Origin of the sequence: Mycetohabitans sp. B3 (assembly GCF_021498065.1) — a bacterium.
Taxonomy (GTDB): domain Bacteria; phylum Pseudomonadota; class Gammaproteobacteria; order Burkholderiales; family Burkholderiaceae; genus Mycetohabitans.
The window spans coordinates 146,863-160,867 of the sequence record NZ_JAHLKN010000039.1 but is presented as its reverse complement, the minus strand read 5'-3'; the positions used below and the strand labels follow the sequence as shown (position 1 = coordinate 160,867).

Genomic DNA, 14,005 nt, shown 5'->3' with positions numbered 1-14,005 from the left:
TCGGGCGTGCCGCCCGCTTCCGGACAGGCCGATGAACGATTTTCCGAACGACCTACACTACGCCCGCTACGAAGCGCTAAAGCTGCGCCGACACGAGCATGGGATTCTCGAAGTGATCATGAGTGGTGAAGGGGCCAACAAGAGCGCGTTGGCCACCGCCGATGAACGGATGCATCGCGAACTGGCGGATATCTGGCGCGACATCGACACTGATCCGCACACACGGGTAGCGATCATCCGCGGCGAAGGTAAGGGATTCTCCGGCGGCGGCAATCTGGCATTGGTCGAGCAGATGGCCAACGACTTCCAGGTGCGCGCGCGGGTATGGCGCGAGGCGCGTGACCTCGTCTACAACCTGGTTAATTGCAGCAAGCCGGTGGTTTCAGCGATGCACGGTCCGGCGGTGGGGGCTGGCCTGGTGGCCGGCTTGCTCGCCGATATTTCAATCGCCGCGAAAAGCGCGCGCATTATCGACGGACATACGCGGCTGGGTGTGGCCGCCGGCGATCACGCGGCGATCGTCTGGCCGCTGCTGTGTGGCATGGCCAAGGCCAAGTATCACCTGCTGCTGTGCGAGCCGGTGTCCGGCGACGAAGCCGAGCGTATTGGCCTGGTGTCGCTGACGGTCGACGATATCGACCTGGTGCCGAAGTCCTTTGAGCTGGCGCAGCGATTGGCCAACGGCTCGCAAAGCGCCATCCGTTGGACCAAGTACGCGTTGAACAACTGGCTACGCAGCGCCGGCCCGACGTTCGATACATCGCTGGCGCTGGAATTCCTCGGCTTCGGTGGGCAGGACGTGCACGAAGGCATTCATTCGCTGCGCGAGCGTCGCGCGCCACGGTTTCCAGACGGTGCGCCGTTCTGACTGGACGATGCCCATTATGACCGAGCGGCAGAGGGAGGCAGGATCAATGAGCGAGTCAGGCGACAATAACCCATTTTCGTCATTCCCGCAGTTTTCGCCGAATGCCGGCTATCAGATGTTCGACAGCTTGCTCAAGCTGATGCGCATGCCGGACAGTTTTGCAGACGGCGGCGGGTCGACGTCGTCACCGCTCGGGCCCAGGCCGGATATCGTCGCGCAGCTGATGAGCGTCGAGGAGCTCGATAAGCGCATCATCGATCTTCAAGCGGTCGAACAGTGGCTCAAGCTCAACTTGTCGATGCTGCAGTCGATGATCCAGGCGCTGCAGGTGCAACGCTCGACGCTTGCGACGCTGCGCGCGTTCGGCGCATTCGTGCAGGCGCCGATGACGTCTGCGCCGGACGGCGCGTCTGGCGCAGGCCGTCCGTCGGGCGAGTCCGGCATAAGTGGCGATGCGCGCGGTGAGCCATGGTCGCCGCCGGCCGCAGCGGGTCAAGCAAACGAAGCAAATGGAGCGGATGATGCCCGGCGGACCGGCTCGCATGCGGCGCCTGCGGCTGACGATCCCCCAGAGCAAGCGGCGGCCGCGGATCCGTTTGCGTTCGCAAGGGCGTTTTACGATGTCGCGAGCGATGTGGTAAAGGGTGCGATGGAAGGCGCGGCCGGCGCCACCAGACCTGCCGACGCGGACCCGGCCGCCCCTGGCGAGGCATCGCCGCAACGGGACGCGCCGGCGGCGCACGGGATACGGGCGGCGCAGACGGGCGAACCGGTTGCCGGACAGCGGGGGCCCGATACGCAGGACGGCGCGCCAGCGGATCGCCGTACACCGGATACGTCGCGGGGTGAAGCCGCCGCCGCTGCCGCGGCGGCTGGTGCCGGCGAGCGCGCGGCCGCGTCCAGGGCTGGCGAGCCGCTCGACGTGTCAGCCTGGTGGAACTTGCTGCAGACGCAGTTCGAGCAGATTGCCCGGTTCGCGGTTGCGCCGCATACGATGCCCGGTGCATCGGTGTCGGCCGACGATATCAAGGAAGCGATGCGGCAGCGGGTCGACGAGGGGCTGGGGCGTTCGTCGCCGAGCGCTTCGGCGGGAGCGGGCCGATCCGCTACAAAGGTCCGCGCGCTGTCCAAGCGCGCGGCAGCAGCTGCAAGCGGATCGGCGACCCAGGGCGGCGCCATGGCGGAAAGTGGGATGGCTTCAAGCGGCACGTCGGTGGCGGCAGGCAAGTCGGCGAGGCGCAGCGGCTCGGCGAAGCACGGTGGCTCGGCGAAGCACGGCAGGTCCGCTGCGAAGGATAAATCTGCGACGCGCATCAAGTTGGCGACGGCGACGGGTCGCAAGGTCCCAACGGCTCGCAACGCTGCCACTCATGGTAACGCCACGAGTGGCACGGCCACGACAGGCAATAAGGCCGTGACTGGCAGTAGCGCCGACGCGGACAATAGGCCGTCAGCGGCCCGCAGGCGCACCAAGGGAACAATGCCGGCGGCCAGCGTGCGCGGGCGCCGCGGCCGGACCGCCGAATAGCACCGGACATCGATGCCGGATGCTCCCGCGCCGCTGGCTGCCCGACCCTTGCGTAGATCGGCCAGCAGACCGTGGCCAGCGTGTTGCTCGACCTGTAGACCGCCATCGTCATACCCCATGATGTGGCCGGCACCTGCGAACCAAACGAACCCATCTTGCCCTATTGTCCGGGATTTGTCCGCGTATAGCTGCGAATTTGTCGGTTACAAACCGCTTTCTTCTGTCCCCAAAAGCGTGAATTAGGGTTAGGATTGGCGGCCACGTTTGAACAATAAGGGGCGCGCCGCATTGGCGAAGCTTCACGACACCTATGGCCAAGCACATTTCCGCCGATGGGCAAACGGCAGAGGCAGCAGATTGGGGGCCGGCGCATGGCGACGGCGCGAGTGGCCGGATGCACAATGACGATACTGGCGTGCCCGAGCCGTCACTATCGCCGGTCGGCATTGGTGCCCTTGCCCATGAAATTGGTTTGACGAAGGATACGTTGCGCGTCTGGGAGCGCCGATACGGTTTTCCTCGGCCGCTGCGCAACACGGGTGGCGAACGCCTGTATCCGGCCGAGCAGGTCCGCAAGCTGCGGCTTGTGAAGCAGTTGCTGGAGGCCGGGCATCGTCCGGGCAACGTGTTGCTGCATTCTGAGTCGGTTTTGCGTACGATGGTGCGCCAGAGCACGCCGGTGTCACCCCACGTGGACTTGGTGCCGCTGCTCGAACTGATCGATACCGAGCGTTGGCCGGCGCTGCGCGACGAACTGATGTGGCGCCTGGTGCGCGTGGGCATCGAGCGCTTCATCGACGAAATCGCGATCCCGCTTGGCGCGCGGGTAGTCCAGGCGTCGGCGGGCGGATCGCCGAGCGCCGCGCATGCGCCGGCACTTGGACAAGTGCTGCAGGACGTTTTCCGACGTGCGGTGCGGCTGCTCACGGATGGCGTACGGGGCCGGCCCTGCGCGTTACTGGCAGCGGTCCCGGGCGCGGCGCATGATGTGCAACTGGCGATGATGGAAGTCTTGTTTGTGCTCTCCCGCTGCCGTTGCACGGTGATGAGTGCTGGTGTATCGATTGATGAGATCGCCGACGCGGCGCGCGCTAGCGATGTTGACATGGTCGTGTTATCGATGGCAGCCGCACCCGACGCCGAGTCTGCGGCGCGCGCGGCCAGCGAGCTGCAGACTCGGCTGCCGCCGCAAGTGCAATTGTGGACCAGCGGCGGCAACGTCCCGCGCCGCCTCGCGCAACAGGGGATCCAACACTTGGTGTCGATGACGCACATCGATAGTGCAGTCGCGCAGTGGCGTCAACACCGCGTGCTATCATAAATAATTGGAACGCCGTACATTGGCGCCGCGCAACAGCCAAACACGATGGATAACAGACGCTGCGTGGCAACGCGGATTCTCTCTCGGAAGGCGTCGCCCGCTGCGGCATTTTTCCGCACCTGGGCGGGCCGCGCTCACGTAAAATCCTGCGTTTGCCCGTCTGCCGGGTCGAACCATGCGGCGCACGATATCGATGACGGGCGCAACGCAGTCTACGCTTTTCAGGTTGATAGGGTGGCACCATGAACACCATGCTTTATCCGGAACTCTACCGCTCGCTCGAATCGGTTCGCTGGGATATGGAAAAGGACATCCCGTGGGACAAGTTCGATGGGTCGATGTTGACTGACGAACAAGCGAACACAATTAAGATGAACGCGATCACCGAATGGTCCGCGTTGCCGGCGACGGAGATGTTCCTGCGCGATAACCATAACGACAGCGACTTCTGCGCGTTTATGAGCGTCTGGTTCTTTGAGGAACAAAAGCATGCGCTGGTATTGATGGAGTATCTGCGGCGCTTCCGCCCCGAGTTCGTGCCGACCGAGCAGGAGTTGCACGCGGTGCGCTTCCCGTTCGACCCGGCGCCGCCGCTGGAAACGCTGATGCTGCATTTCTGCGGCGAGATCCGGTTGAACCACTGGTACCGCCGTGCGGCCGAGTGGCATACAGAGCCGGTAATCAAGCACATCTACGAGACGATTTCACGCGACGAGGCGCGGCATGGCGGCGCCTACCTTCGGTATATGAAGAAGGCACTGGCCACGGCCGGCGACTCCGCGCGCGCCGCATTCGCGAAAATCGGCGTGCTGATGGCGTCGGCTCGGCGTACCGAGAAGCCGCTGCACCCGACGAACCTGCACGTGAACCGACAGTTGTTTCCGCGGGACACCGTGCAATCGCGACTGCCCGACCCGGAATGGCTTGAGCGCTGGCTGGACGAACAGATCCGATTCGACGACACGTGGGAAAAAAAGGTGATCGAGCGGATCCTGCACAATTTGTCGCTGCTGTTCGAGCGCACGTTCACGACGGCGCAGGAATTGAACCGTTACCGCAAGGAGTTGGTGGCGCGACTGCAGCGCGATACCGACGTGAGCGGCACAGCGCAGCCGGCGTAGGCCCATGCCGGCTTCATTCGAGCGCAAGATCGTCGAGTGGCAAACGTTGCTCGGGTGCCGAGCCTCGCTCGGTGCGCCGGTCGTGTTCACCAATGGTGTGTTCGATATCCTGCATCGAGGGCATGTGACGTATCTAGACGATGCCCGCGCGTTGGGCGCGTGCCTGGTGGTCGGCGTCAACAGCGATGCGTCGGTGCGGCAGCTCGGCAAGGGCGACGATCGCCCGATCAATGCGGAAGCGGACCGCATGGCGTTGCTTGCCGCGCTGGAAAGCGTTGATTACGTTGTGATGTTCGACGAGCCGACGCCGATCGAGTTGATCCGCGCGTTGCGCCCGGACATTCTGGTCAAGGGCGGCGACTATGACATGGACAAGTTGCCGGAATCGGCATGGGTGCGCAGCTGGGGCGGCCGCGCACTAGCGATTCCGTTTGAGCACGACCGCTCGACGACGAAGCTGTTGCAGCGCGTACGCTCCCGCTGATCACGGGCTGAGCGCGTACGCGGCCATCCCCGAATCCTGGCCCGGCCCGCCGATCACCGGCTGTGGCTGTGGCTGTGGCTGTGGCTGTGGCTGCGGTTGCGGCTGTGCCGGGTCGAGCGGCTGGGCGCGCAGTGCATCCGGACGTACTTGGCTGCTCCGGCGAAACGGCTCCCTGGGACCGGCCGCCGGAGCCGGGCCAAACGCGCCACTGAGCGTCACGAATCCGAGTACGTTCGCCACTAGCAATCCTGCAATCAACCAGCGCAGCATCTGCGATTCTCCGTGCTTCTTCTCTAGAGGGGCCGCTGCGTCAGGCGCCGTGCCTGTGCGCCGTCACCTCGTCCTGCGCAATCAGCGCGAGCCCAGACAGTATCAAATGATCGTGCCGCGTGTGCGGCACAGTCAGCGCTGGCGCCAACGCGTCGGCGGCGCCGCCGCCAAGCACCATGCGTACCGACGCGCCGCCGAGTTCAGCACGCCATGTCAAGTAAGCATGCTCGATCAAGCCGGTTTGTGCGAGCGCACATCCGGCGCACAGCGACGCGGGCGTGTCGGCGCCGAACGTCAGGCCCGGCTTGCCGGCCAGCGCGGAGCGTGCGCCCGCCGGCGTCAGCGTCGGCAACTGCGCGGTATGCTCGCCGAGCGAGCGCATCATCAATGACCATCCCGGTGCAATCAAACCGCCGACAAAGATGCCGTCAGCGCGCAGCGCTTCGATCGTTGTCGCGGTGCCGAGCGTGACGATCAGCAGATGCTCACGCGGGTAGGCCGCACGTGCCCCGATCATGCCGGCCCAGCGATCGGTGCCCAGTTGTGCCGGCTCGCCATATCCGTTTGTCACCCCGCACTGCGAGCGGCGCGATACGATGGTCGTGCGTGCGATGCCTGGCCAGCGCGCATCGAGCATCGTCGACAGGCGCGCGGCGACGTGCTGGCCCGCAACGTTGGAGATCCAGATATCGGCTGGTGTCGGCAAGTCGTCCCACTGCAGTTCCGCCGCGCGTGCGGCGACGTCGCCCTGCGCGTCGTCTAGCGGGTTTTCGTGCGAGAACGCGCCGAGTTGCCGCAGACTGCCATCGGCATGCACCAGCGCCCATTTGGTGCGGCTATTGCCCGCGTCGATCACTAGGCGGTGGCCGGTCGTGCCGGCAAGGTCAGAATCGATCATGGCGGCTTACGCGTCGTCGTTGTGCGGCTGTTGTTCACGCGCGCATCCGGTAGCGGGCGGTTTGCCAGCGCCCGGGAGCGCGGGGGCGGGCGCGTCGGACGCGGGCACGCCGCCGGGGGGCAATCCGGACGGACGCAGTCCTGCGGTGGATACGGCAGCCGTTGGCAGTGCGCCCGTGCCCGCACCGCAAGTAGACGAACCGGGCGCCGGCTGCGCCGGCGCATCGATGCTTGCGGCAAGCCGCAGCGACACGTCGCCTGTGGCGATTGCCCGGATTGCTTGTGGCGTGCGTATCAGCAATTGTCCTTGTTCGTCAACGCCGTATGCGGTGCCGCGTGCCATCTCGTCGCCTTGCTCCAAGACGACGACTTCCTGGCCTGCATACGCATGCTCGGCGATCCAGGCGTCACGGAACGGCTCGAAGCCATGCCGGCCGAAGCGCTCCAGTCCGACTGCCAGCGCATTGAGCACTGCGCCGAGCACGGGGGTGAGCGCAGCATGCGGCCACGCGCGGGATAGTGCACCAGGCATGGTCGGCAGCGTGGCGCGAAGCGTTTCGTGCAACGACGCAATCTGCTGCTCCAACTCGTTGGCGCCATTGATGTTCAGGCCCACGCCGACTACCAGCGCGGTGGCGTCGCGCGTACTCCATACGGTTTCCACGAGCACGCCGGCTAGCTTTGCGCCGTCCAACAGGATGTCGTTTGGCCACTTGAGGGAGAGCCTCCCGCTGTCATCCAGCGGCAGAGTACGCAGCCCGTCCACGATCATTGCACCGAGCGCCAGGCTCAGCCCGGCGAGCCGGGCTGGCGCGCGCGGCATCAAGTAGCCGAGCGAGAACAGCAGCGCATTGCCCGGGGTGGCCAACCACGGCCGGCCGCGCCGCCCTCGTCCCGCCGTCTGCGAATAGGCAACGCGCACGCTTGGCTCGAACGGCACGCCGCGTGCTTTTTTCAGCCGTGCGGCGAGATCCGCGTTGGTCGAGCCGGTCTCGTAGACTACCTCGATTGCCCAGCGCGAAGGCCATGGGTCGAGCAGCTCGAGGAGTCGCTCGCGTTCGATGTGGCGGGCCGCCGGCCGCGGATCGCCGCTGGCGGTGGTCTCACCCGGGATGCCGGGCGGATCTTGGAGGGAAGAAGGATTGGACATCTTGCTATTGTAGCGAGGCTGTGCTGCGCCTTTCGATACAATGACGCTACGTTGACCCTTTGCCGTGCCCGCTTTGGATTTCGAGACGCCGCCGCTGCTCACTATCGATGCCGTAAAACCGAGCCAGGACCGGTCCGTGCCGTCAGGTACGGCGATTCGCCTAGGTGGCCAATGGACCGCGCTCTCGCTGGCGCTGGATCAACGGCGCGGCGGCATCGCAGCCAAGCTGCGCACGATGCGCGACGCGGCGGCCCGGGCCGATACGCTGTGGGACCTGTCGCCAATCCAGAGGCTGGATCATGTCGGCGCACAGGCGCTGTGGCAGATTTGGGGACGGCGCTTGCCGCCCGGCATCAGCTTGACCAGTACGCAGCGCGAGATCTTCAACCGGATCACGCTGCTTGAGGCAACGCGTGAACCGGCCGAGCCGGCGGCGGCAATCGATCCGATCACACGGCTCGGGCTCGCTATGTTCGATTTTGCCGGGCACCTGCGCGACGGCATCACACTGCTCGGTGGCCTGGTGATGGATGGCGGCAGGCTGCTGCGTGACCCGCGCCGCATCCCGTGGCGCGAGATCTCCGCAAACGTCTACGCGGCCGGTGCGCAAGCACTGCCGATCACCGCGCTGGTTGCATTTCTGATCGGCATCGTACTGTCGTATTTGTCCGCACAGCAACTGAGGTTGTTCGGCGCGAACGCTTACATTGTCAACATCCTTGGGCTGTCGATTATTCGGGAGCTTGGCCCGGTGCTGGCGGCGATTCTCGTGGCCGGCCGCTCCGGCTCGGCGATCACCGCTCAGCTGGGCGTGATGCGCGTGACCGAGGAGTTGGACGCAATGCGCGTGATGGGGATCTCGCATGGGCTACGGCTGATTTTTCCGCGGGTGATCGCGCTGGGTGTCGCGATGCCGTTGCTCGTGATGTGGACCGACGCGATCGCGCTGACCGGCGGGATGCTGGCCGCGCAACTGGTGCTCAATATCGACATGAGCTTCTTCATCCGTTCGTTGCCGAACGTGGTGCCGGTGGCGAATTTGTACATCGGCCTGGGCAAGGGCGTGGCGTTCGGCATGCTGATCGCGCTGGTCGGTTGCCACTTCGGCTTGCGCATCAAGCCCAATTCGCAAAGCCTGGGCGAGGGAACGACCACGTCGGTCGTGTCTTCGATCACGGTCGTGATCCTGGCCGACGCGGTGTTCGCAATCATGTTCCAACGGATCGGGTTGTCGTGAGGCGTGCATGATCCGACCGCACGCGCTGACCTCGATGGCCCTCGCACACGGCGCGCCGCCGGTGGCCGAGCCTGTTATCGAGGTGACCGACCTGACCAAGCGCTATGGCCGTACGGTAATCCACGAGCACCTGGACCTGGAGGTGCGGCGCGGCGAGATCGTATCGCTGGTCGGTGGTTCCGGCTCCGGCAAGACGACGCTGATCCGGCAGATTCTCGGGCTCGAGGCGCCAAGTTCGGGCACGATCCGCATCTTCGGCGAGGATACCGCGACGATGAGCGAGCACGCGGCCCGATTGCTACGCAGCCGTTCGGGCATGTTGTTTCAGCATGGCGCGCTGTTTTCCGCGATGACGGTTTTCGACAACATCGCACAGCCATTGCGCGAACTGGGCAAGATCCCGCCGGCGCTGTTGTCGGATATCGTCATGCTGAAGCTCGAAATGGTCGGGCTCTCGGGCCGGCACGCAACCAAGATGCCGGCCACGCTGTCCGGCGGGATGGTCAAGCGCGTGGGCATGGCACGCGCGTTAGCGTTGGAGCCGGAACTGCTGTTCCTGGACGAACCGACTGCCGGCCTGGATCCCCAGGCCTCAGAGGAGTTCGTCGAGTTGATTGCGACGCTGCATCGCGCGCTCGGCCTGACGGTGGTGATGGTCACGCACGACCTGGACACGATGGTGTCGTTGTCCACGCGTGTGGCGGTGCTGGCCGATCGCAAGGTGATCGTCGCGGCGCCGCTCGAGCAAGTTGCCGGCGTCGACCACCCGTTCATCCGCGAGTATTTTTTGGGCATGCGCGGCCGTCGTGCACTGCAGGCGCTGCCAGCGTCGCGCCGTGCCAAGCTGCCGGCGGACGCGCTCGAGCCGATACCCGACGACGCATTGCTCGAAGTCGAGCATGCCGCCCGGCGTGGGCATCGCGGCGAGCATCGTCGACCGGGCGTTGGCGTGGAGGGAAGCTGAGATGGAAAACAAGTCACATGCATTCTGGGCCGGGCTGTTTACGATCGTGCTGCTGGCGGCGATCGTGTTGACGATCGCGTGGTTCAGCATGGATCGCACCGAGCGCGTTCCGTATGACTTGGTCGCCACGACGAATGTAACCGGCCTGCGCGCCGACGCGGCGGTACGCTATCGCGGACTGGCGGTCGGCAAGGTGCAGAACATTCACTTCGACACGCACCGCCCCGGCCGGATCGTGATCCGCATCCTCGTGGACAAGCGCGTGCCGTTGACCAACTCGAGCTTCGCGTCGCTCGGCTTTCAGGGCGTGACTGGGTTAGGCTTTATCCAGCTGGATGATACCGGCGACGATCCGCACCCCCTGAGCTCGTCCAACGAGAACGTCGCGCAGATTCCGATGCGGCCTGGCTTGGTCGACGATCTGCAGCGGCATGGCGTGGCCTTACTCAATCAAATGGAGAAGATTGCGGTCAACCTGCAGCAAATGACCGACGAACCGAACCGTCGGCAATACTTGGCCACCGCGCGCAGTATCCAGGATGCGGCCAGCGGTGTGGCTGCGCTCACGCAGCACCTGGAGCCGGTGACACGCAAGCTGCCGGGTACGATCGACGAGCTGAACCGGACGATGGGTTCGGTCAACATGCTGGCGACCAGCCTGTCCAACCCTAATGGACCCGTTGCGGCCAATCTGAATCGGGTGGGCCAGGCGGCCGAGCAGGCGGGTGTGGCATTGGCGCAGCTTAATACATCGATGCAGGAGCTGACCGCGCGAGTCGGCTACGAGACGTTGCCCCGCGTGAATTCGCTGGCCGACGACGTCAGGCAGGCCATGCGGTCGGTCAACAGCGCGGCAGGCGCGATCAACGCGAATCCGCGCGCACTACTGTTCGGTGCACCATCGCCCGAGCCCGGGCCCGGCGAGCCGGGTTTCTCGTGGTCGTCCGGCTCCCCGCACTAACGCGCGCACGTTGCCGCACTGCACGGTGGGCGTCCATTCGACAAGGATCATCGATGTCATTACGTATTATTAGTTCGCTTGCGGTGTTGCTGGGCGCGTTCACGTTCGGCGGATGCGGCACGGCCGGACACCGCGCGTCGCCGGTGGCCCATCGCTACGATCTCGGCGCGCCGGCCATGGCGGTGTACCCCGGTCCCATGAGCCCGAACGGGGCGGCATCTCGCGCTGGCGCCGCGTCGCCGGCGTTCGGTCCGTTTAAGCTGGTTGACATGGGCGCGCCGGCGGGCTTGGATTCGGACGGCATCGTCTACCGGCTCGCCTATGCGCACGCGCAGCAGCTGCGCACTTACACGTCGAACCGCTGGACCGCGACGCCGACACAGTTGCTGACGCAACGTTTGCGCGCACTGCTCGGCGCACGCGGCGTGGTGGTTTCGCCCGGCGACCCGGTGTCGGCACCGGTGTTGAGGGTCGAGTTGCTGGACTTCGAGCAGATCTTCGACAAGCCCGGCGCGAGCCGTGGCGTTGTCGCGTTGCGTGCGACGTTGCTGCGGCGGGGCGGACAGTTCATGCAGGCGACGTTCCGCGCTGATGCGCCGGCGCCGTCCGCCGATGCGATCGGCGGTGTGCGCGCCCTCGCGCAGGCCAGCGACGTTGCGCTGTCGCAACTAGTTGACTGGCTGGCCAGTCAGCCGGCGCTCGCGCGCTGAGCGACGGGGGCACGGCGTGCCGGTTGCCCCGTCGTTATAATTGACTCAATGCCGATGGCGGGACCGCTTTCCAATGACTTCTTTTTATCAGCACCATGTTTTCTTCTGCTTGAACCAGCGCGATCCGGGCGAGCGCCCGAGTTGCGCAAACTGCGGTTCGCAAGCGATGCAGGAATACGCGAAACGGCGTATCAAGGCGTTGGGCCTTGCCGGTGAGGGCAAGGTGCGCATCAACAAGGCCGGGTGCCTGGATCGGTGCGAGCTTGGTCCTGTGCTGGTCGTGTACCCCGATGCGACGTGGTACACCTATGTTGATGAAGCGGATATTGACGAGATTATCGATTCGCATCTGGTCGGCGGCCGGATCGTCGAGCGCCTGTTGATCGACGCGCCGCGCGGCGGAGTGTGACCGGATGAACGCGCAAACGCAGAAGTATCGGATCGATGGTCCGGTCGGCAAGATCGAGATCGCGATCGATCGTCCGGATCGTGGCGACGCGGGGGGCGAGCCACGTGGGCTGGCGTTGGTTGCACATCCGCATCCGCTGTTCGGCGGCTCGTTAGACAACAAGGTCGCGCAGACACTGGCGCGCACGTTGGTGCAACTCGGCTACGTGGCGGTGCGACCGAACTTCCGCGGTGTCGGTGCCACCGAAGGCGAGCATGATGACGGGCGCGGCGAGCAGGATGACCTGATTGCAGTGATCGATCACGCGCGCATGCTGCCGGGGCTGGCCGGTGTGCCGCTGGTACTGGCGGGTTTCTCGTTCGGCACATTCGTGCTGTCACACGTGGCGCAGCGACTGCGCGAACGCGGTGACGCGATCGAGCGCATGGTATTCGTTGGGACCGCGGCGAGCCGTTGGCAGGTCGCTGACGTGCCGTCCGACACCATCGTGATTCACGGCGAACTCGACGATACGGTGTCGATTGCGTCAGTGTACGATTGGGCGCGGCCACAGGAACTGCCGGTCGTGGTGATCCCGGGTGCCGAGCATTTTTTCCACCGCAAGCTGCACATCCTGAAGCGAGTGATTGCCGAGCGCTGGCGCGTATAATGGGTGCCGCGTCGCTGCCGCTGCACAGGCGGGGGGCGCATCACCCGTGCCGAGCCGGTGTTGGTTCGCCGCGTGGACACGAACGCTTGGTTCGTTCGCCAGTCCAATCGGCTTGCGCCGCGGGCCGCCGTAGCGGGCCGCTTCCCGAACTCCCCCGTTTAACGTCGATTCGATTGCTATGCGTTTGACCTTTGTCCCGACCGTTGTCGCCCGCGCGGCAACGCTCGCGTGCGTGCTGCCTGCCGCACTCGCCGCTTCCGCTCTGATTGTTCCCGCCGACGCGCTCGCGCAAGTGCCGCCTCCGGCTGTCAATGCGCGCTCGTGGGTGCTCGTCGATGCCAGCAGCGCGCAGACGCTTGCGTCGGCCAATGCCGACGAGCGGGTCGAGCCCGCTTCGTTGACCAAGTTGATGACCGCGTACTTGGTGTTCGATGCGTTGAAGACCAAGAAGATCTCGATGGACCAGACCGTGATCCCGAGCGAGGCGGTGCGTCGCGTGCGCGCGGACGAGTCGCGCATGTTCATCGAGGCGAACAAGCCAGTGACCGTGCACGACCTGGTGTACGGGATGATCGTGCAGTCGGGCAACGACGCGGCGATCGCGTTGGCTGAACTGGTTGGCGGCAGCGAAGCGCACTTCGTGCAGATGATGAACGAGGCGGCGCAGAAGCTGGGCATGAAGAACACGCATTACGCCGACGTAAATGGCATGCCAAATCCCCAGCACTATACGAGCGCGGCCGACCTGGCCGTACTGTCAGCGCACCTGATTCGAGACTATCCTGAGTATTATCCGATCTTTGCAGTCAAGGATTTCACGTACAACAAGATCAAGCAGCCGAACCGCAACCGTCTGCTGTGGATCGACCCGACCGTGGACGGGGTTAAGACCGGCCATACGAAGGCGGCCGGCTTTTGCCTGATCGCCAGCGCGAAACGGCCGCTGCCGGGGGTGCCGGACGCGTCGCGCCGGCTGGTGAGCGTGATGATGGGCGAGCCTAAGGAGCACGATCGCACGCAGGACAGCCTGAAGATGCTGAACTACGGCTACGCGGCGTATGACACGCTGCGCCTGTACAAGGCCAATCAGGTCATCGATTCGCCGCGCGTGTACAAGGGCCAGCAGGACGCGGTGCCGGTCGGCGTCAAAAGCGACCAGTACATCACGGTTCCGAGGGGGGTGAGCGACAAGATCAAGCCGGTGCTCGAGCGCCATGGTCCGCTGGTCGGCCCGATCGCCGACGGGCAGGTGGTGGGCACGGTGAAGGTCGTCGCCGATGGCAAGGTACTGACGCAGTTCCCGGCCGTGGCGCTGCAAGCCGTGCCGCAGGCCGGCATCTTCGGGCGCTTGTGGGATTCGGCGCTGCTGACGCTGGCCAAGAAGTAAGCCGAGGATTAGGCGATCGGCCGCCGAGGCCGGCGCGCCCCGCGCGGGT

At 65.2% G+C, this 14,005-nt stretch carries 14 protein-coding genes and 1 pseudogene; 12 read left to right on the top strand and 3 right to left on the bottom strand.

Annotated features, from left to right (window positions below; translation table 11 throughout):
- Positions 1–31: 31 nt before the first annotated feature.
- From KQH55_RS13050 to rfaE2, 5 genes are all read left to right on the top strand, one after another.
- Positions 32–868, top strand: coding sequence for an enoyl-CoA hydratase/isomerase family protein (locus KQH55_RS13050; protein WP_076785988.1), 837 nt, complete (start codon positions 32–34; stop codon positions 866–868).
- A 46-nt stretch (positions 869–914) separates the two neighbouring features.
- Entirely contained in the window at positions 915–2,396 is a 1,482-nt protein-coding gene (locus KQH55_RS13045) for a PhaM family polyhydroxyalkanoate granule multifunctional regulatory protein (RefSeq protein WP_235091309.1), read from the top strand.
- A gap of 310 nt (positions 2,397–2,706) precedes the next feature.
- Positions 2,707–3,717 carry a MerR family transcriptional regulator gene (locus tag KQH55_RS13040; protein ID WP_235091307.1) on the top strand — a complete coding sequence of 337 codons (1,011 nt, stop codon included), beginning with the start codon at positions 2,707–2,709 and terminating at the stop codon, positions 3,715–3,717.
- Between the two features lie 242 nt (positions 3,718–3,959).
- On the top strand, positions 3,960–4,838 hold the full coding sequence (locus KQH55_RS13035) for a ferritin (protein ID WP_076785990.1): 879 nt from the start codon (positions 3,960–3,962) through the stop codon (positions 4,836–4,838).
- A 4-nt stretch (positions 4,839–4,842) separates the two neighbouring features.
- Entirely contained in the window at positions 4,843–5,322 is a 480-nt protein-coding gene (gene rfaE2, locus KQH55_RS13030; protein ID WP_235091305.1) for a D-glycero-beta-D-manno-heptose 1-phosphate adenylyltransferase, read from the top strand.
- Here rfaE2 and KQH55_RS13025 read toward each other — a convergent pair whose 3' ends face one another.
- The 3 genes and pseudogenes from KQH55_RS13025 to KQH55_RS13015 form a co-directional block, all read right to left on the bottom strand.
- Entirely contained in the window at positions 5,323–5,592 is a 270-nt protein-coding gene (locus KQH55_RS13025; RefSeq protein ID WP_235091298.1) for a hypothetical protein, read from the bottom strand.
- A gap of 40 nt (positions 5,593–5,632) precedes the next feature.
- Positions 5,633–6,490: a type III pantothenate kinase gene (locus KQH55_RS13020; RefSeq protein WP_076785993.1), complete on the bottom strand. Its 858-nt coding sequence runs from the start codon at positions 6,488–6,490 to the stop codon at positions 5,633–5,635.
- Between the two features lie 234 nt (positions 6,491–6,724).
- Positions 6,725–7,639 (bottom strand): annotated as a pseudogene (locus tag KQH55_RS13015) (biotin--[acetyl-CoA-carboxylase] ligase); the annotation flags it as partial.
- 73 nt (positions 7,640–7,712) lie between these two features.
- Here KQH55_RS13015 and KQH55_RS13010 point away from each other — a divergent pair.
- The 7 genes from KQH55_RS13010 to KQH55_RS12980 all read left to right on the top strand — a co-directional run bounded on the left by KQH55_RS13010 (position 7,713) and on the right by KQH55_RS12980 (position 13,956).
- Positions 7,713–8,876, top strand: coding sequence for an ABC transporter permease (locus KQH55_RS13010; protein ID WP_076796428.1), 1,164 nt, complete (start codon positions 7,713–7,715; stop codon positions 8,874–8,876).
- Positions 8,877–8,883: 7 nt separating this feature from the next.
- The gene (locus tag KQH55_RS13005; protein ID WP_076785995.1) at positions 8,884–9,840 is read left to right on the top strand and encodes an ABC transporter ATP-binding protein; all 957 of its coding nucleotides are present in this window, start codon (positions 8,884–8,886) and stop codon (positions 9,838–9,840) included.
- Position 9,841: 1 nt separating this feature from the next.
- On the top strand, positions 9,842–10,801 hold the full coding sequence (locus KQH55_RS13000; RefSeq protein ID WP_076797292.1) for an MlaD family protein: 960 nt from the start codon (positions 9,842–9,844) through the stop codon (positions 10,799–10,801).
- 53 nt (positions 10,802–10,854) lie between these two features.
- Positions 10,855–11,511 (top strand): ABC-type transport auxiliary lipoprotein family protein, encoded by a 657-nt coding sequence (locus KQH55_RS12995; RefSeq protein WP_076796425.1) that lies wholly within the window; start codon positions 10,855–10,857, stop codon positions 11,509–11,511.
- Between the two features lie 73 nt (positions 11,512–11,584).
- Positions 11,585–11,920 carry a ferredoxin gene (locus KQH55_RS12990; protein ID WP_076785997.1) on the top strand — a complete coding sequence of 112 codons (336 nt, stop codon included), beginning with the start codon at positions 11,585–11,587 and terminating at the stop codon, positions 11,918–11,920.
- A gap of 4 nt (positions 11,921–11,924) precedes the next feature.
- Positions 11,925–12,569 (top strand): alpha/beta hydrolase, encoded by a 645-nt coding sequence (locus tag KQH55_RS12985; RefSeq protein WP_076785998.1) that lies wholly within the window; start codon positions 11,925–11,927, stop codon positions 12,567–12,569.
- A 178-nt stretch (positions 12,570–12,747) separates the two neighbouring features.
- On the top strand, positions 12,748–13,956 hold the full coding sequence (locus KQH55_RS12980) for a D-alanyl-D-alanine carboxypeptidase family protein (protein WP_235091293.1): 1,209 nt from the start codon (positions 12,748–12,750) through the stop codon (positions 13,954–13,956).
- Positions 13,957–14,005 lie beyond the last annotated feature (49 nt).